At 43.7% G+C, this 24,681-nt stretch carries 18 protein-coding genes; 15 read left to right on the top strand and 3 right to left on the bottom strand.

The features are described 5' to 3' along the window. Window positions 1-31 precede the first annotated feature (31 nt). The 9 genes from xylA (at window position 32) to IGI69_RS13150 (ending at window position 13,757) form a co-directional block, all read left to right on the top strand. Window positions 32-1,339, top strand: a complete 1,308-nt coding sequence (gene xylA, locus IGI69_RS13190) for a xylose isomerase (RefSeq protein WP_008380597.1) — start codon at window positions 32-34, stop codon at window positions 1,337-1,339. A 141-nt stretch (window positions 1,340-1,480) separates the two neighbouring features. Beyond that, the gene (locus tag IGI69_RS13185; RefSeq protein ID WP_438741117.1) at window positions 1,481-2,947 is read left to right on the top strand and encodes a glycoside hydrolase family 1 protein; all 1,467 of its coding nucleotides are present in this window, start codon (window positions 1,481-1,483) and stop codon (window positions 2,945-2,947) included. 36 nt (window positions 2,948-2,983) lie between these two features. Continuing rightward, window positions 2,984-4,390 (top strand): response regulator, encoded by a 1,407-nt coding sequence (locus IGI69_RS13180; protein ID WP_060791442.1) that lies wholly within the window; start codon window positions 2,984-2,986, stop codon window positions 4,388-4,390. Between the two features lie 361 nt (window positions 4,391-4,751). Beyond that, entirely contained in the window at window positions 4,752-5,582 is an 831-nt protein-coding gene (gene licT / locus IGI69_RS13175; RefSeq protein ID WP_438741115.1) for a BglG family transcription antiterminator LicT, read from the top strand. A 111-nt stretch (window positions 5,583-5,693) separates the two neighbouring features. Then, window positions 5,694-7,544: a beta-glucoside-specific PTS transporter subunit IIABC gene (locus IGI69_RS13170; protein WP_016608398.1), complete on the top strand. Its 1,851-nt coding sequence runs from the start codon at window positions 5,694-5,696 to the stop codon at window positions 7,542-7,544. A gap of 10 nt (window positions 7,545-7,554) precedes the next feature. Next, entirely contained in the window at window positions 7,555-8,982 is a 1,428-nt protein-coding gene (locus tag IGI69_RS13165; RefSeq protein ID WP_438741113.1) for a 6-phospho-beta-glucosidase, read from the top strand. A 144-nt stretch (window positions 8,983-9,126) separates the two neighbouring features. After that, on the top strand, window positions 9,127-10,026 hold the full coding sequence (locus IGI69_RS13160) for an ROK family protein (RefSeq protein WP_213336037.1): 900 nt from the start codon (window positions 9,127-9,129) through the stop codon (window positions 10,024-10,026). Next, on the top strand, window positions 10,023-12,293 hold the full coding sequence (gene yicI / locus IGI69_RS13155; protein WP_438741111.1) for an alpha-xylosidase: 2,271 nt from the start codon (window positions 10,023-10,025) through the stop codon (window positions 12,291-12,293). The genes IGI69_RS13160 and yicI overlap by 4 nt, the downstream gene beginning before the upstream one ends. Then, window positions 12,294-13,757, top strand: coding sequence for a family 43 glycosylhydrolase (locus tag IGI69_RS13150; protein WP_422704782.1), 1,464 nt, complete (start codon window positions 12,294-12,296; stop codon window positions 13,755-13,757). Between the two features lie 58 nt (window positions 13,758-13,815). Here IGI69_RS13150 and IGI69_RS13145 read toward each other — a convergent pair whose 3' ends face one another. Beyond that, window positions 13,816-15,612, bottom strand: coding sequence for a sensor histidine kinase (locus IGI69_RS13145; RefSeq protein ID WP_422704783.1), 1,797 nt, complete (start codon window positions 15,610-15,612; stop codon window positions 13,816-13,818). Beyond that, window positions 15,609-16,214, bottom strand: coding sequence for a YesL family protein (locus tag IGI69_RS13140; protein WP_005234068.1), 606 nt, complete (start codon window positions 16,212-16,214; stop codon window positions 15,609-15,611). Before IGI69_RS13140 ends, IGI69_RS13145 begins: the two co-directional genes overlap by 4 nt. 235 nt (window positions 16,215-16,449) lie before the next feature. On the opposite strand from IGI69_RS13140, the gene IGI69_RS13135 reads away from it, so the two are divergent. The 6 genes from IGI69_RS13135 (at window position 16,450) to IGI69_RS13110 (ending at window position 23,191) form a co-directional block, all read left to right on the top strand. Beyond that, complete coding sequence (locus IGI69_RS13135; protein WP_005228459.1) at window positions 16,450-17,391, top strand: ABC transporter permease; 942 nt, start codon at window positions 16,450-16,452, stop codon at window positions 17,389-17,391. A 15-nt stretch (window positions 17,392-17,406) separates the two neighbouring features. Then, window positions 17,407-18,339, top strand: a complete 933-nt coding sequence (locus IGI69_RS13130) for a carbohydrate ABC transporter permease (protein ID WP_005234069.1) — start codon at window positions 17,407-17,409, stop codon at window positions 18,337-18,339. A 21-nt stretch (window positions 18,340-18,360) separates the two neighbouring features. Further along, on the top strand, window positions 18,361-20,109 hold the full coding sequence (locus IGI69_RS13125; RefSeq protein ID WP_422704784.1) for an ABC transporter substrate-binding protein: 1,749 nt from the start codon (window positions 18,361-18,363) through the stop codon (window positions 20,107-20,109). Window positions 20,110-20,251: 142 nt separating this feature from the next. Further along, window positions 20,252-20,908: an SGNH/GDSL hydrolase family protein gene (locus IGI69_RS13120; RefSeq protein WP_010749930.1), complete on the top strand. Its 657-nt coding sequence runs from the start codon at window positions 20,252-20,254 to the stop codon at window positions 20,906-20,908. After that, window positions 20,905-22,371 carry an alpha-L-fucosidase gene (locus tag IGI69_RS13115; RefSeq protein ID WP_016608389.1) on the top strand — a complete coding sequence of 489 codons (1,467 nt, stop codon included), beginning with the start codon at window positions 20,905-20,907 and terminating at the stop codon, window positions 22,369-22,371. The genes IGI69_RS13120 and IGI69_RS13115 overlap by 4 nt, the downstream gene beginning before the upstream one ends. A gap of 10 nt (window positions 22,372-22,381) precedes the next feature. After that, window positions 22,382-23,191 (top strand): alpha/beta hydrolase, encoded by an 810-nt coding sequence (locus tag IGI69_RS13110; protein ID WP_010749929.1) that lies wholly within the window; start codon window positions 22,382-22,384, stop codon window positions 23,189-23,191. An 82-nt stretch (window positions 23,192-23,273) separates the two neighbouring features. Here the strand turns inward: IGI69_RS13110 and IGI69_RS13105 are convergent, their stop codons facing one another. Further along, entirely contained in the window at window positions 23,274-24,491 is a 1,218-nt protein-coding gene (locus IGI69_RS13105; RefSeq protein ID WP_438741107.1) for an amidohydrolase family protein, read from the bottom strand. Window positions 24,492-24,681: the final 190 nt, after the last annotated feature.

Genomic DNA, 24,681 nt, shown 5'->3' with positions numbered 1-24,681 from the left:
CACTAAAAAACATAAAATGGAGGCAACAACAATGACTTATTTCCCAGAGATCGAAAAAATCCGCTACGAAGGTCCTAAAACAGACAATATGTTTGCATTTCGCCACTACGATGCCGAAGAAGTTGTTTTAGGCAAGAAAATGAAAGATCATCTACGTTTTGCAATCGCCTATTGGCATACGATGACGCAAGACGGCTCTGATCCTTTCGGCGCACCCGTCAACAAACGGACGTGGATTGGTGACACCGAAATGGAAACGGCGAAAAATCGAGTAGAAGCCTTCTTCGAGATTTGCGAAAAATTAGGGGCAGAGTTCTTCTGTTTCCATGATGTTGACGTGGCACCTGCAGGAGAAACGTTAGAAGAATTTTTCCAAAACTTAGACGAAATCACCGATTTAATCAAAGAAAAAATGGAACAAACGGGAATCAAACTATTATGGAACACAGCAAATATGTTCTCACATCCTCGTTTCAATAACGGCGCTGCTTCCACCAATAATGCGGAAGTTTATGCGTATGCGGCAGCCCAAGTCAAAAAAGGCTTAGACATCTCGAAAAAATTAGGCGGCGAAAACTATGTCTTCTGGGGTGGTCGTGAAGGCTATGAAACCTTGTTGAACACAGACATGAAATTTGAACAAGACAACATCGCCCGTCTATTCAAAATGGCGATCGCTTATGGCGAAAAAATCGGTCATAAACCGCAGTTCTTATTAGAGCCGAAACCAAAAGAACCATCAAAACATCAATATGATTTTGATGCAGCGACAACGATGGCCTTCATTCAGCACTACGGCTTAGAAGGAGATTTCAAATTAAACCTAGAAGCCAATCATGCAACATTAGCTGGCCATACCTTTGAACATGAAATCGCCGTTGCCCGTAGCTATAACGCATTAGGCTCACTGGATGCCAACCAAGGAGATATGCTGTTAGGGTGGGATACGGATGAATTCCCAACCAACGTCTTTGACTCCACACTCGCTTTATACGAAGTCTTAGAAAACGGCGGCATCGCACCGGGAGGAATCAATTTCGATTCTAAAGTCCGTCGTTCGTCATTTGAAATGGAAGATCTGTTGTTAGCCCACATCGCTGGTATGGATACGTATGCCCGAGCGTTGAAAGCAGCAGCGAAACTAAAAGAAGACCGCTTCTTAGACGAGTTGAAGGAAAAACGGTATGCCTCTTTCCAAGAAGGCATCGGAGCGAAGATCGTTGCTGATGAGGAAAACTTAGAAACACTGACAGATTACGCATTGGCGCATGATCAAATCGAATTAGAATCCAGCCACATTGAATATGTGAAATCTCGTTTGAATGATTACCTGTTTTAATAAGAAACGACTGTCGTTCTGAGGAGCGGCAGTTTTTTCACCTAAAAAATATCTTTTGGCAATTGTTACGAATCAACCAACTTATGATACGATAAAATGTAACCGATTTATTTCGGTTTAGGAAATGAAGGAGGCAACTTGATGTTTCACACAAACTTAGATCCTTTCCCAGAAAACTTCTTATGGGGGGCAGCTTCGGCGGCCTATCAAATTGAAGGAGCATGGGCAGAAGACGGCAAAGGTCCGTCGATTTGGGACACCTATGCCCAAATTCCTGGCAATACTTTTGAGGAAACCAACGGCAAAGTGGCGATCGATCACTACCATCGGTACAAAGAAGATGTTGCCTTGATGAAGCAAATGGGCTTGAAAGCCTATCGCTTCAGCGTGGCGTGGTCGCGAATCTTGCCTGATGGCGAAGGCGCGGTCAATGAAGCGGGTGTGGCGTTTTACGAAAAGCTGGTGGATGAATTGCTTCGGCAAGGAGTAGAGCCGATTTTGACGCTGTATCATTGGGACCTTCCCCAGGCTTTGCAAGACAAATACCAAGGATGGGAAGGCCGAGAAACAGCAGAAGCATTTGAACGGTATTGCCGGATCCTTTTTGAACGCCTAGGAAAGAAAGTCACCTATTGGGTCACCATGAATGAACAAAATGTCTTCACTTCTCTTGGGTACCGTTGGGCGGCACATCCGCCGGGCTTGAAGGACTTAAAACGGATGTATGCAGCCAATCATATCATCAACCTTGCTAATGCTAAGGCGATCAATTTGTTCCATGAGCTGGTTCCTCAGGGCAAGATCGGTCCAAGTTTTGGCTATGGACCGATGTATCCGTTTAGCTGTGACCCAGAAGATGTGCTAGCAGCAGAAAATGGCGAAGCCTTCAACAACGCATGGTTTTTAGATGTCTATTGCAAAGGCGAATACCCGAAATTTGTGTACAAGCAATTAGCCAAAGTTGGCTTGGCTACTGAAGTCACTCCAGAAGATCAAGCACTATTAAAACAGGCAAAACCTGATTTCTTAGGAATCAATTACTATCACGGTGGGACGGCCCAGCAAAACAATTTGCAAAAGCAGTCAGCTGAAAAGAAAGAATTTTCTAAAGTCGATCCGTATTTGATGCAAGCGGCAGCTGGTGAGTTCTCACCCGAAGAAACCATGTTTGCGACAGCAGAAAATCCTCACTTGAAAAAAACAGATTGGGGCTGGGAGATCGATCCCGTTGGTTTCCGTGTAGCCTTGCGGCGCATCCAAGCCAATTATGACTTGCCGATTTTTATTACTGAAAATGGGTTAGGCGCTATCGATCAATTGACAGAAGACAAACAGATCCATGACCCATACCGCATCACCTATTTGCAGGAACATCTGGTGGAACTGCAAAAGGCCATCACGGATGGGGTTGAGCTGATCGGCTATTGTGCTTGGTCCTTTACAGATCTACTGAGTTGGTTGAATGGATACAAAAAACGCTATGGGTTTGTTTATGTCGATCGCGACAATCAAAGCGAACGTCAGTTGGCGCGCATCCCGAAAGATAGTTTTTATTGGTATCAAGAGGTGATTCGCACCAACGGGGCAAGTTTGACAAGTGAAACATGATGTAACGAAGGAGTAGCTGAAAATGGAGGTTGGAAAATGCGTAAAGTGTTGATCGTTGACGATGAAGCATCGATCCGAAATGGACTGCCTCTGATCATCGATTGGGAACGTCTGGGGTATCAAATCGTCGGGTCGGCGGAAAACGGCGAAGCTGGCTTGGCAATGATCCACGAATTGAAGCCAGACGTTGTGATCGCTGATATCCGTATGCCGGGAAAAAATGGTCTTGAGATGGTGCAAGCAGCATCGGAGGAAGGGCTTTTGTTTTTTGCCATTATTTTATCCGGCTACTCAGATTTTGATTATGCCAAACAAGCGTTGCAACTGGGCGCTGTGACCTATTTGCTGAAACCAGTTGACGAAGAAGAGCTGATCGGTATTTTGACGAAAATCGATCAAAAAGCCAAGACCGATCAGCAGAAAAATCAGAAGAGTCAGTTGATGGAGAAATTGTTTGGCGGGGATCAAACGGGAATCAAAGACGCACAAGCCATCAAGCTATTGCGTCTTTCCGAGGAGGCAGATGCCCAAAAGCTGGTTGAGAAATTGCAGGAGCAAGTGGCGCAAGTCGTCACCTTGATCCATCGACATCATCGGTATTTGGTTCTGTTAAACGAGGAGCGCTTTCCCGACGAGGCGATCGATGCGTGGTGCCGTAAAAAAATGGCTCACCAAGAAATCTTGATCTCCCGCTGGTTTGCGGCGCAAGATAACTTGAAGCCATTGATGATCGATATCCAGACATTAAGTAAATTGATTTTCTTATTTCCCAATCAAGTCATTTCTCACCATGTTTTGGATACGACGCAAGAAGCAGAAGAACGAAGTGATTTGCGTGAAGAATTAGTTAAGGCGATTTTGGCAAACGATCCGTTAGAACAGCCGTTATCCCGCTATTATCAAACCTTTTATCATTCATTGGCATTGGAAGAAGAGATCAAATGGCAAATCAATGGTGACATCGAATGGCTGCAGCATCAAATCAGTGAAAAAGTAGCCTTAGCAATCGAATGGTCGACAGACGAAGTGCATCAGCAGATTTTTCTCGCCCAGACGTTTCCAATGCTGCAAGAGGTGATCACCGCAAAACTAACAGACTTGCAAGCAACCGTCGCCAGCAGTTTGAACCAAATCGATATCATTGCAGAATTGATCCAATACACGAAAAAGCATTATCAAGAAGATTTGACCTTGAAAAAAATCGGGGAACGTTTCAATTACAATAGTGCCTATCTAGGCAAGAAGTTTCGCAAAGAAACTGGGAAAAATTATTTGGCGTTCTTGGATGAAGTACGAATGGAAAAAGCGGTGGAAATCTTGCGTCATTCCAATCTAATGGTCTACGAAGTTGCTGAATTGGTGGGCTACAGCAATGTTGATTATTTCTACAAAAAGTTCAAACAATACCATCAGGTTTCACCGAATGAGTTTCGGAAAACATAAGAAAATTCGCTGATACATGAGCAGCTATTTTTCAGGAAAACAGTCCATCGCATAGGCAATGAAAAGAGAAATTTGTGAAAAGAAAAAGCGGCATTACAGGTTCGCATGGCGGCAGCAAGAGACAACACGTCTTTTTTGTCGCCATTTTTTTGAATAATCTCGTCAGAAGCTCATACAAGAAAATGCTTTAAAAAAGCTATTGACGTCGTTTTCATTTTGAAGTATAGTAAGTGCATCGGATCGTTACTGATAATGCAGGCGTGACCACAGGTATGAGATTTTCTCCATTCGTTTATTTTGGAAAAAGATCATAGCTAGTTGGTGACGTTATTTTTTTGTTTTATTTTAGGAGGTGTTGACCATGGAAATCGTCAAAGTATTTAATAATAATGCTTCATTAGTCCTGAACGACAATCACCAAGAAGAAGTTGTGATGGGGAGTGGCATCGGCTTTGGTTTGAAGCCAGGCGACACTGTCGATCAAAAGAAAATAGAAAAGCGATTCATCATTAACGACCAAAAAAGCATTGCAGATTTGGAACAGCTGCTTAAACGGATTGAATATCGTGATCTGCAACTGGCCAGCGATATTTTAAAATTGTTTGAGGAAGCGTTTCAATGCGAAAGCAATCCTGCACTGCTAGTGGCACTTGCAGACCATATCGGTTTTGCTCTGACGAGGGCAAGAGAAGGGATGAAAATTCAAACACCCCTAGAATGGGAATTAAAGCAGGTGTACCCGAAAGAATATGAAATTGGTCTTCAAGCGGTTGAGCTGATGCAAAAGCGAACACATCTAAATATTCCGCAAGATGAGGCTGCTTTTATTACGCTGCATTTCGTGAATTTTTTAGGCGATAACAACGGAATGGAAGAAACAATGCTGATTTCCAAAGTCATGAAAGATATTTTGACGATCATCAATTATCATTATGGGAAAGAATTCAGACAAGACTCTATTTATTTTTCCCGATTCATCACTCACATTCGCTACTTTGTTAAACGACAGATGAGCAATGAGCTACCAGCTCAACCAGCGTCTAGTTTATTAGATGTGATTCAACTGAAATATCCGTTGGATTATGAGTGTGCTATGAAAATCAAGCGATTTCTGGAAAATAGGTATCAGTGGGAAATCACTGAAGATGAAGTGTTGTATTTAACCTTACATTTAAATCGATTGGCATCTTAACGGATCGTTACTGGTAAAGCAGGCGTGACCTAGAGTGAGCACTCAAACGAGTCTTTTGTTTGAGGTGTCTTCTAGATCACGCTTTTTATTATATGCAAAAGGAGAATAACTATGAAATTTGAAAACGAAAGTGCCGCGATCATTCGCTTGATCGGTGGTGAAAAAAATATCGACAGCTTGGTTCATTGTGCAACGAGATTGCGTTTTGGCTTGAAGGATGACACCAAGGCCAATAAAGGGGAACTTCAAAAACTGCCCTATGTGATGTCCGTTGTACAAAGTGGAGGACAATATCAAGTCGTAATCGGCAGCAATGTATCAGATTATTATGCGACGATCTCAGCTATGGCTGGGTTATCAGATCAAGAAACAGGTTCTTCGAAAAAAACAGGTTTTAATTTGAACGCCGTATTTGAAATTATCTCAGGTGCTTTTTCTCCTTTAATTCCTGCTCTAGCAGGTTCGGGGATGCTAAAAGCGCTGCTGACGGTTTTGACCCAATTTAATTGGTTATCAGCAGAATCTTCTACTTATGTCATTTTGAGTGCCGCGAGTAATGCAATATTTTATTTTTTACCGATTTTCTTAGGGATCACGTTGTCGAAAAGATTAGGTGCCAACATGTACGTTGGCGGTGTGATTGGTGCAGCATTGTTGGAACCTCAGTTTACTGGGTTGATTGGCGTGGAAAATACAAATTTCTTAGGGATACCAGTTCAAGCCGTGGACTATGCCACAACCCTATTTCCGATTTTTGCGGCTATTTTTATTTATCAATTTGTAGATAAATTTTTGAAAAAGATTATTTATAAAGACATTCAATTGTTTGCCGTACCAATGCTTAGTTTGATGATCATGATTCCATTGACCGTTATCCTTTTTGGTCCATTCGGCACCTTTTTCGGGGATCTTTTATCAGGAAGTGTAATGTGGTTATTTGAAAAAAGCCGGATCCTTTCAGGCATCGTTTTAGGCGGCGGGATGACCTTCATGGTTATGTTTGGTTTGCACTGGGGCTTTACACCTGTAACGTTAGATAATCTGACAAGATTAGGTGGAGACCCTATTGAAGGAATGGCATTGGCCGCTGTTTTTGCTCAGATCGGGATTGCAGTTGGCTTCTTCTTACGAGCGAAAAAACATTCGAAAATGCGGGCTTTGGCAGGCCCAGTTGCCTTGACTGGCTTCTTTGCCGGCGTGACAGAGCCCATCGTCTATGGGATTATTCTTCGTTACAAAAGACTTTTGCCGATCGTAGCTATTTCCGGTGGTTTAGGCGGAGCAGTGTTAGGCGCTTTTGGTGTGACGATGAATGCGTATGTTTTCCATAATATTTTTTCCTTGCCTGTTTACAGTCCTTTGGTGGGTTATCTGATCGGAATCACCGTTTCATTGTTGTCAGGAGCTTTACTGGCTTATTTCTTCGGCGTGAAGGAAAGTGAACTAACAGAATTTGAAGCAGAGCCTGAATCAGAGGTAGAAAGTATCTTAACCAATGCAGCAACTCCGATTTATTCACCGGTAAAAGGACAAGTGATGCCTTTAGCAGAAGTGGAAGACGATGTCTTCGCCAGCGGAATCGCTGGACAAGGAATTGCGGTCATCCCCGATGAAGGAATCATTCGGGCACCTTTTGCAGGTACTGTTGTTGCTGTTTTCCCTTCTAAGCATGCGATTGGTATCAAATCTGATCAAGGGGTTGAATTATTGATCCACGTCGGATTGAATACCGTGAATCTAAATGGTGAGTTTTTTGATGTTAACGTCGAAAATGGTGCGACAATTGCACGAGGAGATCGTTTGTTGACCTTTGACCGGCAGGCGATTCTGGATAAAGGCTATCAATTATCGACACCCGTGATCGTTACAAATTGTGGACCAGATACAGTAATCGAGTACGAAACAACGGCCGGAACAATTGAAGTAGAAGGGATTCTGTTTACCGTAAACAACGAAGGATAGGAGTTTGAAAATGAAAGAAAACTTTTTATGGGGCGGTGCGATCTCCGCTCATCAAGTGGAAGGTGCTTGGCAAGAAGGCGGGAAAGGGATCAGTATTGCCGATGTGATGACAGCAGGCACGAAAGATCGGCCTCGGAAAATTACCAACACAATCTTGCCTGAGGAACATTACCCGAATCATGAAGGCATTGATTTTTACCATCGTTACCCGGAAGATATCAAACTTTTTGCGGAAATGGGTTTCAAAGCTTTGCGAATCAGTATCGCATGGACACGAATTTTTCCTTTAGGAGATGAACAACTACCGAACGAAGAAGGGCTGTATTTTTACGATCAGGTCTTTGACGAGATGCAAAAATATGGAATAGAACCTGTTGTGACGTTGTCTCATTTCGAGATGCCCTATCATTTAGTTGAAACCTATGGGGCTTGGCGCAACAGAAAGATGATCGGATTTTTTGAACGTTTTGCGCAAACTGTAATGGAACGCTACAAAGAAAAAGTGCGGTATTGGCTAACATTTAACGAGATCAACAATCAGCGGATCATCGATAATCCAATTTACAGTTTTACCAATTCTGGTGTGATCTTTGACGAGGATGAGGAGAAACTAGCAGGCATGTACCAAGCCGCTCACTATCAGTTTGTTGCTTCTGCTCGGGTCGTCACAGCTGCGAAAAAAATCAATCCTGAGTTTCAAATTGGCTGCTGTTTAGCTGCCACGCCTAATTACCCGCTGACTTCTGATCCTCGTGATCAATTGTTAGCACAACAAGAAGATAATAATCAACTCTATTTCACAGATGTACATGTCCGTGGACACTACCCAAAAAGAATTCTCAATGAATGGCAGAAAAAAGGGTACACGATCGATGTGACAGAAGCTGATCTTGATGATTTGGCAAACGGCACCGTTGATTATATCGGTATTACTTATTATTTAAGCAATACAGTATCTACCCGCTCAGATGCAAACTATCTACATGATCCTTTGTTGGGCAGCAGTGTGCTAACAACGAATCCTTATGCAACGATGACGGAATGGGGCTGGACGATTGACCACATGGGATTGCGCTATATGCTGAATTTCTTGCAGGACCGTTATGAACTGCCGATTTTTATTGTGGAAAATGGCTTTGGTTTTAATGACCAAATGACAGAAACCGGCATTCATGATCCCGAACGGATTGACTATTTAGCTGAACACATCAAACAAATGATGCTTGCCATCGAGGAAGACGGCATTGATGTGATTGGGTATACAGCATGGGGCTGTATTGATCTCATCTCATTTACTACAGGTGAAATGCGAAAAAGATATGGGTTCATCTATGTAGACCGTGACAATGAAGGGAATGGTTCGCTTGATCGAATCAAGAAAGATTCTTTTGATTGGTATAAGGAAGTCATTGCTTCAAATGGAGCAATGTTGAAATAAAAAAGAAGTATCCTATTGCCTATCGGAGACAGAAAAAAGCTAATTTTTATAGTAAGAAAGTCTATTCTAAGAAGTAGGCTTTCTTTTTTTTCTTTTATATAATTTAAATGAAACTGTAAGCGCTTTTCGAACGGAGGAGGAGAAATGACAGATGTACGCCTATGCTTTGATGTAGGGGGGACCTATATCAAATTCGGGGTTTTTACCGAGAAGAATCAATGGCTGGACCGAGGCAAAATCAAAACCCCGAGTAATACGCGGGATGAATTTTTTGCTGCCTTAGCTGCCAAAATAAAAGAAGTCGAGCAAGTGCATATCATCGAAGGGATCGGGCTGAGTTTTCCTGGTTTCATTGATTCAGTAAATGGCCGAGCGATCATGGCGGGGGCGTTGGCTCCTTTACACGGCTGTGCTGTTGTACAAGAGCTGCAGCAGCGTTTAAACAAGTCCTATCCGATCTGGATCGAAAATGATGCGAAATGTGCTGCTTTAGCAGAACTTTCTACCGGCAATGCTGCTGACGTACAAGATTTTGTCATGATCACATTAGGCACCGGTATTGGTGGCGCGCTCGTTCATCAGCGCCAGTTGATTCACGGACATGGGTTTCGGGCAGGAGAATTCGGAATGATGATCACTGATTTTCAAGCATCTTCTTTTGCGACCCTCCATGATCTAGCTTCAACGAGAGGACTGATTGCTGCCTATCGGCGGGCAAAAGCGATTCCTGAATCAGAGGAGATTTTAGGCGAAACCATCATGCAACAGCGGTCGAGTGATCCTGAAACGCAGGAGATCCTGAAACAGTGGGCACGTTATGTCGCACTTGCGATTTACAACCTAGCTGTCACGATGAATCCCGAAAAAATACTGATCGGCGGCGGCATCAGCCAACACCCTGATCTATTAGCTATAATCAAACAAGCAATCAATGAGAACCCCCATTGGCCAGATTTCCAAGTGCCGATCGAGACTTGTCGTTACTATAATGATTCTGGTCTGTTAGGGGCGTTGACATTGATCCAACAAGGAGGAAAAAAATGAAATTTTCAGATGGCGGTTGGTTATTTCGTGAAGGATTTGATGTGAAATTTGCGGTGCATGTCTACGATGCCCGTAAAGAAGAAAACAAATTGGTTTTATATCTGCCTTATAGCTATGTCGGACATAAAGGGGCAACGCTGGATGGCGGATTGTTAACGATGGAAGTCACTACCCCTAGAAGCAATATCATTGGGATCACCCTCTATAACTATAAAGGGGTCCAAGCCAAAGCCCCCGATTTTGAATTGATGACAGAAGCGATCACTCCTGATATTTCAGAAGACGAGCAATCCTATGTTTTTCGCTCGGGAGACTTGCAAGTCGTAATCACCAAAGAGGAAAATGTGACAGCTTCGTTTTATTACAAAGAACAGCTGATTACCCAAAGCAAGCCTCGCAGCAAAGCCTTAGTGATCGATCCGCAAGCAAATACCCATATCAGCGAGCAGTTGACTCTGGATGTGGGAGAAACGATCTATGGTTTAGGGGAACGCTTTACTAATTTCGTGAAGAATGGCCAAAGTGTTGATATTTGGAATGCCGACGGGGGGACTGGTACAGAGCAAGCTTATAAAAATATTCCTTTTTATGTAAGTAATAAAGGGTATGGCGTCTTTGTCAATTCACCAGATCGGGTGCAATTCGAAGTGGGGAGTGAAAAAGTTTCGCGTGTTCAATTCAGCAATCCAGGACAATCGCTGCAGTACTTTGTGATTGCCGGCGATGAGTTAAAACAAGTGATTCAGCGCTACACTGATTTGACGGGGAAACCGTCGTTGCCGCCTGCGTGGTCCTTTGGTTTGTGGCTAAGTACCTCGTTCTTGACGGATTATGATGAACAAACCGTGACGTCTTTTGTAGACGGTATGGCAGAACGTGATATCCCTCTTGAGGTCTTTCATTTTGACTGCTTATGGATGAAAGAATATGAGTGGTGCAACTTCACGTGGGACGAACGAACTTTCCCAGAACCTGAAAAAATGCTGCAGCGCTTGAAAGCCAAAGGATTGAAAATCTGTGTCTGGATCAATCCTTACATTGGGCAAAAATCACCCTTGTTTGATGAAGGGATGGCGAATGGCTACTTTTTGAAACGCGCCAATGGAGATGTCTGGCAATGGGACAAATGGCAAGCTGGTTTGGCGGTCGTCGACTTCACCAATCCTGAAGCGATCGCTTGGTACAACAGCAAGCTGCGTGCCTTATTAGACATGGGTGTGGATTGCTTCAAAACGGATTTTGGTGAACGGATTCCCACCGATGCGGTGTACTATGATGGCTCTGATCCAGAAAAAATGCACAATTATTACGCCTATCTTTACAATAAAGTCGTCTTTGACTTGCTGAAAGAAGTCAAGGGAGCAGAAGAAGCCATCGTTTTTGCGCGGGCAGCTTCGGTTGGTTCACAACGCTTGCCTGTACACTGGGGCGGCGACAGTACCTCAGATTATCCATCGATGGCAGAGTCGCTGCGGGCAGGTCTGTCCTTTGGGTTAGGCGGCTTTGGGTATTGGAGCCACGATATCTCAGGGTTTGAAGCTGGCTCAACTCCAGACCTCTACAAGCGCTGGACACAATTTGGTCTGCTGTCTTCCCATAGCCGTTACCATGGCAGCTGGGAATACAAAGTGCCATGGGTCTATGACGACGAAGCCGTGGCGGTAGCTAAAGCCTTTACCAAGTTAAAACTGTCCTTGATGCCTTACTTGCAAGCCCAATCGGTGCTAACCGCTCAAACGGGGATTCCGATGATGCGGGCAATGGTCTTAGAGTTTCCTGAAGACGAGATGACCCATCATTTGGATCGCCAATACATGCTGGGGGAACACCTTTTAGTGGCGCCCATTTTTAATGATCAAGGAACAGTCTCATTTTACGTACCGAAAACGAAGGGGCATTGGATCGACTATTTATCTGGCAAAGCTTACGAGGGCGGACGCTGGTACCAAGAAACCTACGATTATTTCCACTTGCCACTGTTAGTCCGACCAAATCAAGTCATTATCGAAGGCCATGAACAAACCAAAGCAGTCTATGACTATGCCCAACATCCAACGATCCATCTCTTTGATCCGCAAGACAAGACCGCTGCCGTTATCTATGATCACCACGGTGAGTGGCTTGGCGAGGTGGCTGTCGAAAGAGTCGATCAAGAACTGATCGTCAAGCTGACTGGCATCCAGCAAGCATCCTTGCAGATACACACGACTTCTGGAAAAACGAGCCATGAGCTAACGGCTGACCAAACCACGATAAAGGAGTTCTAGATGCCCATGCGAACCATTACGAATCCAATTTTGCCTGGATTTCATCCAGATCCCAGTATTTGCCGTGTCGGTGAAGACTTTTATCTGGTGACGAGTACCTTTGAATATTTTCCTGGATTACCAATCTATCACAGTAAAAACTTGGCAGACTGGCAGCTGATTGGCCATGGACTTTCGCGACCTGAGCAGTTGCAGCTACCGACGAAAAACCCCAATGCTTTTGGTCTGTATGCCCCAACCTTGCGTTTCATCAAGGACCGCTTTTACCTCGTTTGCACCAATGTTGGTGCAAACGAAGGAGGAGAAGGCAATTTTCTGATTTGGACGGATGACATCGCTGGTGAATGGTCTGACCCGATTTGGCTGGACACCCCTGGGATCGACCCAACAATTTTCGCAGATGACGATGGACAGACCTATTACTTAGGCACCCATAAGGAGATCTATCTGCGGACGATCGATTTGGCTTCTGGAGATCTAGGCCCGCGGCAAAATATTTGGACGGGCAGCGGAGCGGCTGATCCAGAAGGCCCCCACTTGTATAAAAAAGACGGTTATTACTACCTGTTGATCTCCGAAGGCGGAACGTCCTATGGGCATATGCTGACCATGGCCCGCAGCCGTTCCTTGACGGGACCCTATGAAGCATGCCCCAACAATCCAGTGATGACCAATCGCAGTACGAATCTGCCACTGCAAGCCGCAGGGCATGCGGATCTCGTGCAAGACACTAAAGGCAACTGGTGGGCAGTCTGTCTAGCAGTACGCCCCATCAGCTATCCTTTGAGGCATTTGTTAGGGCGGGAAACATGCCTACTGCCAGTAGACTGGTCAAACCCATGGCCGGTGTTTGGCGAAGAAGGTCATTTACCAGAAACCATTCAGGTAGACACAATGGCGGCACCAAAGGAAACACAAAAGAAGAGCAGCAAGCCTGATTACGTGACTTTATTCGAATGGGACCCGACGTTGATTGAAGAAGAGCCGCATGGCTTCTTGCTGCATCCTAATCAGACGGGTCTGTCTGATCAAGGCAAACTTGCGGCTGTGTTCCAACGGCAAACCGCCTTTGATCAACAATTTCAAGCAACCTTTGATTGTCGGCAACTAACGGATGGACAAGCGGGATTGACGGTTTTCTTAAATGCCACCCATCACTATGAGGGATACCTGGAAAAAACGGCGTCCAGTCAGCAGCTAGTTTTCCGCCGACAAATCGGCTCCCTATGGAAAGTGGAAAAGAAACTGCCTTATGCAGCAGATACAGTCACCTTGCAGCTGAGCGCAGATAAAGAAACTTATCGTTTTTCTTTTGTTGATGAGCAAGGACAAGCACAACCTTTAGGTAGGGGAGAAACAAAATATCTGACTACTGAAGTTGGCGGTGTCTTTACTGGGATCATGGTAGGCTGCTATGCTAGCGCCTCTTCATCCCAACAAACCCTTCGTGTGCGGGATTTCTAATCAATCAAAAGCCCCCCTTCGATTTCTGAAACAGGAATCGAAGGGGGGCTTTACTGTTTTAGCGTGGAGAAAATGAATCTTGGCTTAGATCGTGGATCCGCAAGGTGACTTGTGTGCCGCTGCCCAGCACACTCTCGATCGACAAGCCGTATTCAGGTCCATAAAACATTTTGACCCGATGATTGACGTTGGCTAGCCCAATGTTCTTTTTGGCATGGGTGGAGGGCGTCTTGATTTTTTGCTGCAAGCGTTCAAGTTTTTCTGGCGGTATCCCGCTGCCGTTGTCTTGTACCACGATCACCAGATCATGGCCGTCTTTGGTAATCGTCAAACGGACAAACCCTGGATAGGTGATGCCTTCCAAGCCATGGGAGATGGCGTTTTCCACCAATGGTTGAATCAGGAGGGGCAATATTTGGACTTCTTTTTGGTCGATCTCATTGGAGACTGAATAGGAAAAGTTGACTCGATCGCCAAAGCGCATCCGCTGGATCTTGACATACACGTGAACCGCGTCTAAGGACTCTTCTAAGCTCGTTCGCTTGGTTCCGTGGGCTTCTAGCGTATAGCGCATCGATTTTGCCAGTAACTTAATGGCATAAACGACGTCAGAATTGCCAGAAGTCAGCGCCATCATACGAATCGTTTCTAATGTATTGAACAAGAAGTGGGGGTTGATTTGCCCCGCTAAGATATTAAATTCCATTTGCTGCTGCTGAGTCAACAGCTCTTGCTGTGCCAAACGTGAACGGTAGATCTCTTCTTCTTTTTTCTTGATTCGTTGAATGATCTTGTGGAAATCAAGAGAGATCTGTGAAATCTCGTCTTCGCCGCTGATATTTTGAAAGAAATCATAATCCTCGATCGAGGCAAAGTAGACCGCCTGCTGCAGTTGAGAGATTCGTTTGGTAAAGAATCGAGCAAAGAGAAAGACGATGATGAAAGTAGTGATCAAAATCACCAAAACGATCGTGCTCCACCGGATCAGATTGGTGCGTAGATTGCTATAGGCATTTGTATCCGCACTATAAATCGTGATGATGTCTTCTTTGTTACTCATGGGTAAGGTGCTTTTGGTGAGCATCACCTTGGTACCATCATTTTTTAAAAAGGCAGCACTCGTTTGCGGCTCAGAAAGAGCTGTCAGCTGTCCCGGTTCCCCAACTTGATTGATTTTGTCGCTATAAAAGATGACATCATCATTTAACTGTAATTCCAATTCATAGGATGAATTACGAAGTCGGTTACTGAGATAATTGTAATCGACTTGGATCTCCAAAACGGCTGTTTCTTTTGATAAAGGCAAAGGCAACGTTTTATAAAGACTCAAACGATTTGCTTTGTAATCCTCTGGCATCGTCATCAAAAAAGCATCGGGTTGCTTGAGCGCTCGTTGGTACCAGGCGGTCGCTTGAATCGTGTCATCTGCCTGTTGAAAATATTTATAGTTCGGAATGGTTTGATTCGTTGTATAGATGGTTAATTTCGCAATCGAGGTTTGAAGATTTCTGATCTCATCTAGCTGATCATAGCTATTGATGTCCACGATCGCTTCTTGATCGTCAAGGTAATTGGCAGTTAAAAGTTGACGTAGATGGGTATCGTTTGATAAGGAACTCGCCGTGTTGGTCAGTGTGTTTGTTGTATCAAAAAGAACAGATTTGACACGCTGCGCATTCAACTCTGCCAAGTGCTGGTAATTGCCTGTCAGCTGTTTGGTTGAATCGTAGACCAATAAGAGACCTATAGTCACTGTGGATAAAAAAACAACAGGTAGATAAAGAATGAACAATTGTCGCCGAATGGAAAACTGACTCAGACGACGAAAAAGTGAGAGATGACTGATTCTTTTCATGCTTGTTGATTACGAAAGATAGAAAGCAACAGGAACGAACTACAATAAATAACAAAAGAAAAGCCAAAAATCAACAAGAGAAATTTAAACAACGGAAATAAAACAACAAAACAAAACGCAGCGATAGGAATAAGTGCGAGAGCTAACGAACGGATAGGGTCCGCGATCGGTAACAGAAACGCATTTTTTAGTGTTTGCCTAAAGCTGTTTTCATAACGTCCAATTAAGGCAAGGCAATAGACTAATACAATAAACAGATAAATAGCTGTAACAATTAGAACGAAAGCAAAAATACTGGCAAGAATGGTTTTTGAGGAAAACCAAAACAAGCTACTATACAGTAGTGCTACCATGGGGAGCCCAAGAAGGAGAAAACTACCGGTGGCTTTCATAAAGTTTGCTCGTAGCGCTCGCACATAGCCTACAATCAATTCACCACGCTCCTCATCCGCATAACGAATCGTCACTTCATAAAGGGCAGCTGTCGCAGCACCAATCGTAATAATTGGCAAACAGCTAATGATATATAGTAAATTTAACAATGTGAATTGTGAAAAAACGGTGGTTATTTTGTACAGTTGACCATCAGGATTGTACTTCATTTTTATCCCTCCAAAATTGATATATTCCTATAGTACTCGCAAAAAACAAATTTTGAAAGCCTTACCATTTGAGCGGTTTCTAGCGAAAACATTGATAGATCAACGTTCTTTATAAATAAAAGAAAAATGAAGTCTAAAATGTACGGATTGACCTCTATTTTTCACAGGTGGCAAATAAGCATTCAGGTGCTAGTATTAAAAATGTAAAAGCGGTTACAAAAAAAGGGGGAGGAAAATGGAAAGTAAACTAAGCAGTGTCCCAAGAAAAAATAAGCGGGTGACACGAGAAGGGAAGATTTTGTTTTTATGTATCGTTCCCTTTCTGATTCTCGTGTTTTTGTTCTCTTATTTTCCTTTGCACGGATGGATTTATTCACTTTATGATTACAAACCAGCATTAGGTTTAGCGCGCAGCGAGTTCGTAGGCTTCAAATGGTTTCGACTTCTTGTCTCTAGTCCAACACAAGTGGATCAGATCGTACAAGTAATGAAAAACACCTTTGCCATGAGTTTTTTAGGGATCGCCACTTCGATCCTACCAGTAGGCTTCGCCATTTTACTGAACGAAATCAAGTGCAAATGGTTTAAAAATTTGGTTCAAACGCTGACCACGCTGCCGAATTTTATCAGTTGGGTTTTGGTGTATACGATTGCCTTTAGCTTATTTTCTTCAACAGGGCTGGTAAACACGTTGCTGCAAGAATGGGGCTTCGTTACCGATCCAGTCAAATTTTTGGATAGCGGCAATCATACGTGGCTGATGATGTGTCTTTGGAATATTTGGAAAGGCTTGGGCTGGGGTGCCATCATGTATCTTGCAGGCATTTCAGGAATTGACCCCGAATTGTATGAATCGGCACGAATCGATGGGGCGAATCGTTTCCACCTGATGCGTCATATCACACTACCTGCCTTGATGCCGACGTTCCTTGTGATGTTGATGCTGTCTATCGCCAACTTGCTGAACAACGGAATGGATCAGTACTTTGTCTTCCAAAATGCATTCAATCGAAATACGATCCAAGTCCTCGATTTGTATGTCTACAATTTAGGGATGGGTGGAAATAGTCTATCGCTAGCGACCGCGATCAGTATGCTAAAAAGTGTCATTTCTGTTGCCTTGTTAGCCATCGTCAATATTGCGTCGAAAAAAATTCGGGGCACTTCCATTATTTAGGAGAGGAGGATATCTATGGAACTATCGATTAGTGAAAAGAAAAAGGCGAAAAAAGTACCCAAACGTGAAAACCTGACGTTTAGTATCCTCAATTATACCTTTTTCTTTCTGATTACGTTGATTTGCGCGTATCCTTTTTATTACTTGATTATTAATTCAATCAGTAATAATGAGTTGAGTGCGTTAGGACAAATTCGCTTTTTTCCACAAGAGATCCATTTTGAAAACTACAGTCAAGTGTTACAACTAAAAGGGTTGCCTCTAGCCGCAACGGTTTCGGTGGCTAGAACGGTGATTGGTACCGCCGCGACTGTCTTAGCTTCAGCCTTCTTAGGCTTCATGTTTACCCAAGAAAAAATGTGGAAACGAAAATTTTGGTATCGCTTTGTCGTGATTACAATGTATTTCAATGCAGGGTTGATTCCATTATTCATCACGATGAAGACATTAGGTTTAACGAATAACTTTTGGGTCTATATTTTGCCGGCTGTCGTTCAGCCCTTTAATATCATCTTGGTGAAAACCTATATTGAGTCGATCCCCAAATCATTGCAAGAAGCGGCTGAAATGGATGGAGCTGGCATCATTCAAGTATTCTTTCGGGTAATTTTACCCAACTGTACGCCGATTTTAGCAACAGTAGCGATTTTCTCGGCAGTGGGTCAATGGAATTCCTTCCAGGATACACTGATTTACATTACGGATCAAAGTCTCTACTCCTTGCAATACCTTCTTTACACGTATATCAATCAAGCCAATTCGTTGGCACAAATGGTCAAAAATACCTCGGGATCACTTTCCAGCATCGCTTCAGCAGCAACAACGCAGACGCCGACGTCGATCCGCATGACCGTTTCAGTCATTGTTGTTTTACCAATCATGTTCATTTATCCGCTATTCCAGAAGTATTTTGTTAAAGGAATTATGTTGGGTGCGGTGAAAGGCTAATAAAAAGAAAGAGGGAAGAAAATGAAAAAAATGTCCAAATATGTAGCAAAAGGTTTGTTAGGCATGACATTGCTAGGTAGTTTAGCCGGCTGTGGAGGAGCAGCTGAATCTGACACAGATGCTGCTTCCAGTGAAAGTGGCTACGATGAAACGATCACGATCGATGTCTATAATGGGCTAGCCAACTATATGGGGATGCAAGAAGGTTGGTTTGCCAAAATCGTGCGGGATAAATTCAATATGGAATTGAACATCATCGCACCAAACGTTGCTGGAAACGGTGATACCCTTTATCAAACGAGAACGGCAGCAGGCGATTTGGGTGATTTGATCATTGTTGATAATGGCCAACAATACAACGAACTGGTTGAAGCTGGTTTATTGACCGATGCGAGCGAGTATTATGAAACTATGGAAAACGTTCAGCGCTTCGATGCGGCTGTTCAAAATCTAAACAAAGATGCCGATGGTCTATATGGCTTTCCAACTTCCGTTTCTACCTTAAAGGCCACCGATCCTTCAGAAGGATTAGACCCTACATTTGGTGCTTACGTGCGTTGGGATCTTTATGGGGAGCAAGGATACCCAGAAATCGGGACATTGGAAGACCTGCTTCCTGTGATTCAAAAAATGCAAGAAGACAATCCAACAACAGATTCTGGTAAAAAAGTTTATGGGTTTTCTTTATTCAGCGATTGGGACGGCAACATGATGAATGCAGGCAAACAGCTTGTCACCTACTATGGGTACGATGAATCAGGATTTGTCTTGGCAAAAGCCGATGGATCTGATTATCAAAGCATTCTCGATAGTGACTCTGAATATATTCGTGCACTTAAGTTTTACTTCGAAGCCAATCAAATGGGCTTAGTTGACCCAGAATCAACGACGCAAAATTACGATACACTTTTTGCAAAATTCCAAGAAGGACAAGTGTTATTCTCATGGTGGCCTTGGTTAGGTCAAGCGGCCTTTAATACGACCACGAACTTGACTGAAGGAAAAGGCTTTATGTTGGCACCGATCCAAGACCAAAAAATCTTCTCTTATGGCGCGGAAGTATACGGTGGCAAACAATTTATCGGGATCGGTTCTAATGCCGAAGACCCAGAACGAATCGCAGCCTTCATTGACTGGCTCTACTCTTCAGAAGGTGTGTTAGCAAATTCTTCTCAAACAAGCGGCAGTAGTGGTCCAGAAGGGTTGACTTGGGAAATGAAAGACGGCGAGCCTGTCTTAACTGAGTTCGGAAAACAAGCATTGCTAGATGGTGATGGGGATGTGCCAGAAGAATATGGTGGCGGAAGTTACAAAGATGGCGTATCTGCACTCAACGTCAATACGGTATTACCAATCGATATCAATCCTGATACAGGCTTCCCTTATGCTTATACGATGTGGGAAAGCTATCAAAATGAAACAACCGATCCTGTAAAAGAAGATTGGTCAAAAAATATGGGTGGTGCAGAATCCACCATTGGCTATTTAGAGGAGAACGACCAATTGTTAGTTGCCCCTGGTGCCAGCTATGTAGCGCCAGAAGATAGTTCAGAGATCTCTACGTTGCGGAACCAAGCCAAAGCGACAATCATCGAGTACTCTTGGCGAATGGTTTTTGCCAAAGATGAAGCAGAATTTGACCAATTGCTAAAAGAAATGCAAGAAACAGCAGATGGTCTTGGCTATCAAACCGTTTTGGAATTTGACATGAACAATGCAAAAGATCAAAACGAAAAACGGATAGAAGTAGCGAAAGAATTTGGGGACTAATCAAAAACAAACAAAGAATCGCTCGAGTGATTTGCCAACGGTTCCTTGGCAAAAGTGAGTATACAGCCTTTGGATAAGCAATCACTTAAGAAGATTGATCCAGCACCAGCGGATCAGTCTTCTTTCTTTAAGGAGGAAAACAATGATAGTGGATAAAAAAGATCGTTTGCTTTTTATGGGGGATTCGATCACAGATAGCAATCGAAATTATCAAGCGATACCCGCAGGTTGGTCTTCATGGGGGGACGGCTATGTTCATCTGATCAACGCCTATACCACAGCATTACTCCCGCAAATGGAATTAATGATCGTCAACCGGGGTGTCAGTGGGGATACGGTTGTCGATTTGAAGAAGCGCTGGAAGGATGATGTGTTGGCATTTCATCCAGATTGGGTAACGATCATGATCGGTGTGAATGATGTGTGGCGGCATTTTGATGGAACCTTTGCTCAAACGGAACTAGTGGGGATCGAGAGATTTGAATCAGAGCTGCGTGATTTGATCGAGCAGACCTTGCCAAATGTCAAAGGGATGATTCTTTTGAGCCCGTTTATGGTTGAAGCCAACAAAGAAGATCCATTAAGAAAAATGCTTGCCAATTACCAACAAGTGCTTGCCAAAGTAGCGCAAGAGTATGGTATCCTTTTAGGGGATACGCAGGAAAAGTTTGATGATTTTTTGCTTTATCAATCATCCTATGTCTTAAGCAGTGATCGCGTGCACCCCTCGACTGCAGGACATGTGTTGATTGCAAAAACATGGCTGGAAACAGTCGGTATTTTGGAGGAAAAACAATGATCACAGTAGAAACGATCCAGCAAGTCGCACATCAAGGCCCCTTTTTTCCAAATTGGCAGTCATTGGGCGCTTTTGTTCTACCGGAATGGTTCCGCAAAGCAAAATTTGGGGTCTTCATTCATTGGGGACTGTACAGTGTTCCAGCCTTTCACAATGAATGGTATTCAAGAAATATGTACATCAAAGGCCATCCAGAATATGATCACCATATTGAAACCTATGGTCCACAAAAAAACTTTGGCTACAAAGACTTTATTCCGATGTTTACCGCAGATAAATTTGATGCAAATGAATGGATTCGCTTGATCAAACAAGCCGGTGCCAATTATCTTTTTCCCGTTGCAGAACATCATGACGGGTTTCAGATGTATAAAAGCGAACTGTCTGAATGGAATGCGTCAGTTATGGGGCCGAAAAAAGATATTCTTGGGGAACTAAAAGAAGCCGCAGAGGAGCAAGGCCTGCATTTTTGTACCTCATCTCATCGTGCCGAACATTGGTTTTTTATGGGACACGGTAAGGATTTTGACAGTGATATCAAGGAGCCGTTGGCAAAAGGCGACTTTTACTGGCCAGCGATGCCAGAGCCAGACCATGAAAGTCTCTTTAGCGAGCCATACCCGTCAAAAGAATTTTTAGATGATTGGCTGCTTAGAACCTGTGAACTCGTCGACAACTATCAACCAGAGCTGCTGTATTTTGATTGGTGGATCCAACATGAAGCCTTCAAGGAGCATTTGCAACTTTTCGCTGCTTACTATTACAATCGTGGGGCTGAATGGGGCAAACAAGTTGGTATTTGCTACAAGCACGATGCCATGATGTTTGGTAGCGGTATCGTGGAGATTGAACGGGGGAAATTTGCCGAACCACAACCTTTTTACTGGCAAACAGACACAGCAATCGCTCGTAATTCATGGTGCTATACCACGACATTGGATTATAAAACAACACGTGAGATTTTACAGGATTTGATCGAAGTCGTCAGTAAAAACGGCAATCTCCTTTTGAATATCGGGCCGAAAGGGGATGGTTCGATCCCAGAAAAAGATCAAGCGATCTTAAAAGAAATCGGTGCGTGGCTGGATGTAAATGGTGAAGCCATTTATGAAGCGAAACCATGGCGCAAAGCAGGGGAAGGGCCCACGACCGTAGTTTCGGGCCAATTTCAAGAAGCACAGGCGACGACATACACGAGCCAGGATTTCCGCTTTACGGTTCAGGGGGATGCGTTGTATGCGATTGGCATGGCAAGTCCTGAGAATGGACACGCAAGGATCCAAGCACTGGCACAATCCAAAGACCAAAATTTGCCAGAATTTCACGGCATCATCAAAACCGTCACGATTCTAGGATACGAAGAACAGCCTGTTGATTGGCAAGTGACCGATGAAGGCTTGCAACTAACTTTTGAACCAATTGAAACCGACCAACCAATTGTCTATAAAATTACAATGAAATGAGGCGCAACCCGTGATACATGAAAAAAGATCTGCACTTTTACCAGAAAGCCAAGCAAGTTTAACTACCTATGTCATCGAAAATTCTCCTGAAATGGAACCAGATCGTGTCCGACCAGCTGTCATCATCTGTCCTGGCGGCGGCTATGAAATGTTGTCGGATCGAGAAGCGGAACCTATCGCCATCAAAATGATGAGCTTTGGTTTCCAAGCCTTTGTGTTGCATTATAGTATCAAACCGGCTGTCTATCCGTTAGCCTTAAAGGAATTGGCTGCTGCCGTTCGTCTTGTCCGCACCAATCATGACACCTGGCACGTCGATCCTGAAAAAATCATCGTTGCTGGTTTTTCAGCTGGTGGCCATTTAGCTGCTAACTTGGGTGTGTCTTGGCAGCAACCTTTTCTAGCAGAGGCTTTACAAGGAGCCAATGAAGAATGGCGGCCTAACGGGTTACTATTGAGCTACCCAGTATTATCTAGTGGAGAACTTGGGCACCAAGATTCCTTCCGTTCATTATTAGCAGATCGTTACGAAACAGAAAAAGCCGCCTTGTCTTTAGAGACTTTAGTCAATGAACAGACACCACCAACGTTTCTTTGGCATACGTTAGAAGATGGATTAGTCTTGGCGGAAAACAGCCTCCTTTTTGCCGAACAGCTGCGCAAATTTAATATACCTTATGAGCTACACATTTTCCCTCGGGGCGGTCACGGGTTAAGTTTAGGAACGCCAGAAACCGCCAACAGCGATCAACATGGGATCGAAGCGTCGGTTGTCCGTTGGCCAGAATTATTTGCTGATTGGGTAAAATGGAATTTTTGAGAAACGTTTAATGATCGAAAGAAATAAGCCATTGTCTGCTGAGTTCAGACAATGGCTTTTCATTTCGTTGTTATCAGATAGTTTATTCAGCTGAAAAGACAACTGTTCCTTGATAAAAACTTTTGCTGACGAAGCCTTTGCGGGCAACGAATTCTGCCGTACAAGCAGCTGGTGTCAGCAAGAAATCAGCCGAATCACCAACCTTAGGCCATTGCTGCGCACCGTTTTTATCTAAGGGCACTTTGCCATCAGTAACCAGACCTAGGGCTTGCGTCAAGTCTTCCTGACTTTTGACGGCAAAAATCTCTAAATAGCGCGCCAGCTTTTCTTGTAAAGAACCGTCACCAAGAGAAGACCAAGAATCATAGACATTGTCGCAACCGATATGAACAGCCACGCCATAGCTTTGCAATTCCTTCAGTGGCGGGATCGTTCTTGGGCTGATGGGAATACTTGAAATGATATGGATCTCTAAGTCTGCTAAGTCTTGAAAGACTTCTTTGCGTTCTTCTCCCTCAAAGTCATTTAGACCAAAGGCGTGACTGATCGCTACTTTTCCTTGCATATTGAATTCCTTCGTCAAACGAATCATTTCTTTGACGGTCGCTCTGCCAGCTTCTTGCCGATCATGAAGATGGAGGTCAATACCGACATGCCCTTTTTGAGCAAGTTCAAAAGTTGTCCGTAAGGAAGTTTTATAATCTTGATCGAGTGTATAAGGATCAACACCGCCAATATAAGAAGCTTTGCCCGTTGCTAAGGCTTCTTCAATCAAAGAAGCTGCATTTGAGCGCAGCAAGCCATGTTGGGGAAATAAGACCAGCTCTGAACCAAAAGGCTGTTCGGCAACGAATTCAGTGATCGCATCAAAATAACGCAGCTGAGTCATTGGTTCAATATCGATATGTGAGCGGAACATCACCGCACCGTGAGGTAGTTCTAAATCAATCAGCGCTTGTCCGCGTTCTTTGATCGATAACGGTAAGGCATCTAATTGGGGAATCTCAGTTTCAAATCGTTCCACCAAGCTAGCTGCTGGCGTTACTGGACGCCAAGGAGTACCTAATTTACTTTTGTCCAAATGACAATGTTTTTCGATCAATCCTGGCAACAATAACTGATTTTCCCCATCAATGATCGTCGCTCCGCTTGCTGCCTGCCATTCGGACATCGGCACGATCTCCGCTATTTTTCCATCATTGATCCCGATTGCTGTATTTTCTGTTTTGGTTCCATAAGACCAGTCGCCTTCTTTTAAATAACTCGTCTCAAGTTGTACATTTGTAAGCCATAAATCCAAGAAATCGCCTTCTTTCGTGTTTGCTTCATGGTATCATAACCGCGGCTGGTTCCCAATCAAATCGCTTGCAAAAAAACAGACAAACTAAAACGTTTTAGCAATATAGCTATTTTTCTCTCTGGTAATAGGAATTTTCTCGGAATTTTTTTGTGAAAACGCTTGAATAGAGAAAAATTGTCTGGTAATATGT

Origin of the sequence: Enterococcus sp. DIV1083b, from assembly GCF_051713705.1 — a bacterium.
GTDB lineage: Bacteria > Bacillota > Bacilli > Lactobacillales > Enterococcaceae > Enterococcus_D > Enterococcus_D casseliflavus.
This window is presented reverse-complemented; position numbering and strand designations above follow the sequence as displayed.

Bases quoted from the DNA above. Each gene is read 5' to 3' on its own strand.
- xylA (WP_008380597.1), top strand. From the start codon at position 32: ATGACTTATTTCCCAGAGATCGAAAAAATCCGCTACGAAGGTCCTAAA.
- IGI69_RS13185 (WP_438741117.1), top strand. From the start codon at position 1,481: ATGTTTCACACAAACTTAGATCCTTTCCCAGAAAACTTCTTATGGGGG.
- IGI69_RS13180 (WP_060791442.1), top strand. From the start codon at position 2,984: ATGCGTAAAGTGTTGATCGTTGACGATGAAGCATCGATCCGAAATGGA.
- licT (WP_438741115.1), top strand. From the start codon at position 4,752: ATGGAAATCGTCAAAGTATTTAATAATAATGCTTCATTAGTCCTGAAC.
- IGI69_RS13170 (WP_016608398.1), top strand. From the start codon at position 5,694: ATGAAATTTGAAAACGAAAGTGCCGCGATCATTCGCTTGATCGGTGGT.
- IGI69_RS13165 (WP_438741113.1), top strand. From the start codon at position 7,555: ATGAAAGAAAACTTTTTATGGGGCGGTGCGATCTCCGCTCATCAAGTG.
- IGI69_RS13160 (WP_213336037.1), top strand. From the start codon at position 9,127: ATGACAGATGTACGCCTATGCTTTGATGTAGGGGGGACCTATATCAAA.
- yicI (WP_438741111.1), top strand. From the start codon at position 10,023: ATGAAATTTTCAGATGGCGGTTGGTTATTTCGTGAAGGATTTGATGTG.
- IGI69_RS13150 (WP_422704782.1), top strand. From the start codon at position 12,294: ATGCCCATGCGAACCATTACGAATCCAATTTTGCCTGGATTTCATCCA.
- IGI69_RS13145 (WP_422704783.1), bottom strand. From the start codon at position 15,612: ATGAAAAGAATCAGTCATCTCTCACTTTTTCGTCGTCTGAGTCAGTTT.
- IGI69_RS13140 (WP_005234068.1), bottom strand. From the start codon at position 16,214: ATGAAGTACAATCCTGATGGTCAACTGTACAAAATAACCACCGTTTTT.
- IGI69_RS13135 (WP_005228459.1), top strand. From the start codon at position 16,450: ATGGAAAGTAAACTAAGCAGTGTCCCAAGAAAAAATAAGCGGGTGACA.
- IGI69_RS13130 (WP_005234069.1), top strand. From the start codon at position 17,407: ATGGAACTATCGATTAGTGAAAAGAAAAAGGCGAAAAAAGTACCCAAA.
- IGI69_RS13125 (WP_422704784.1), top strand. From the start codon at position 18,361: ATGAAAAAAATGTCCAAATATGTAGCAAAAGGTTTGTTAGGCATGACA.
- IGI69_RS13120 (WP_010749930.1), top strand. From the start codon at position 20,252: ATGATAGTGGATAAAAAAGATCGTTTGCTTTTTATGGGGGATTCGATC.
- IGI69_RS13115 (WP_016608389.1), top strand. From the start codon at position 20,905: ATGATCACAGTAGAAACGATCCAGCAAGTCGCACATCAAGGCCCCTTT.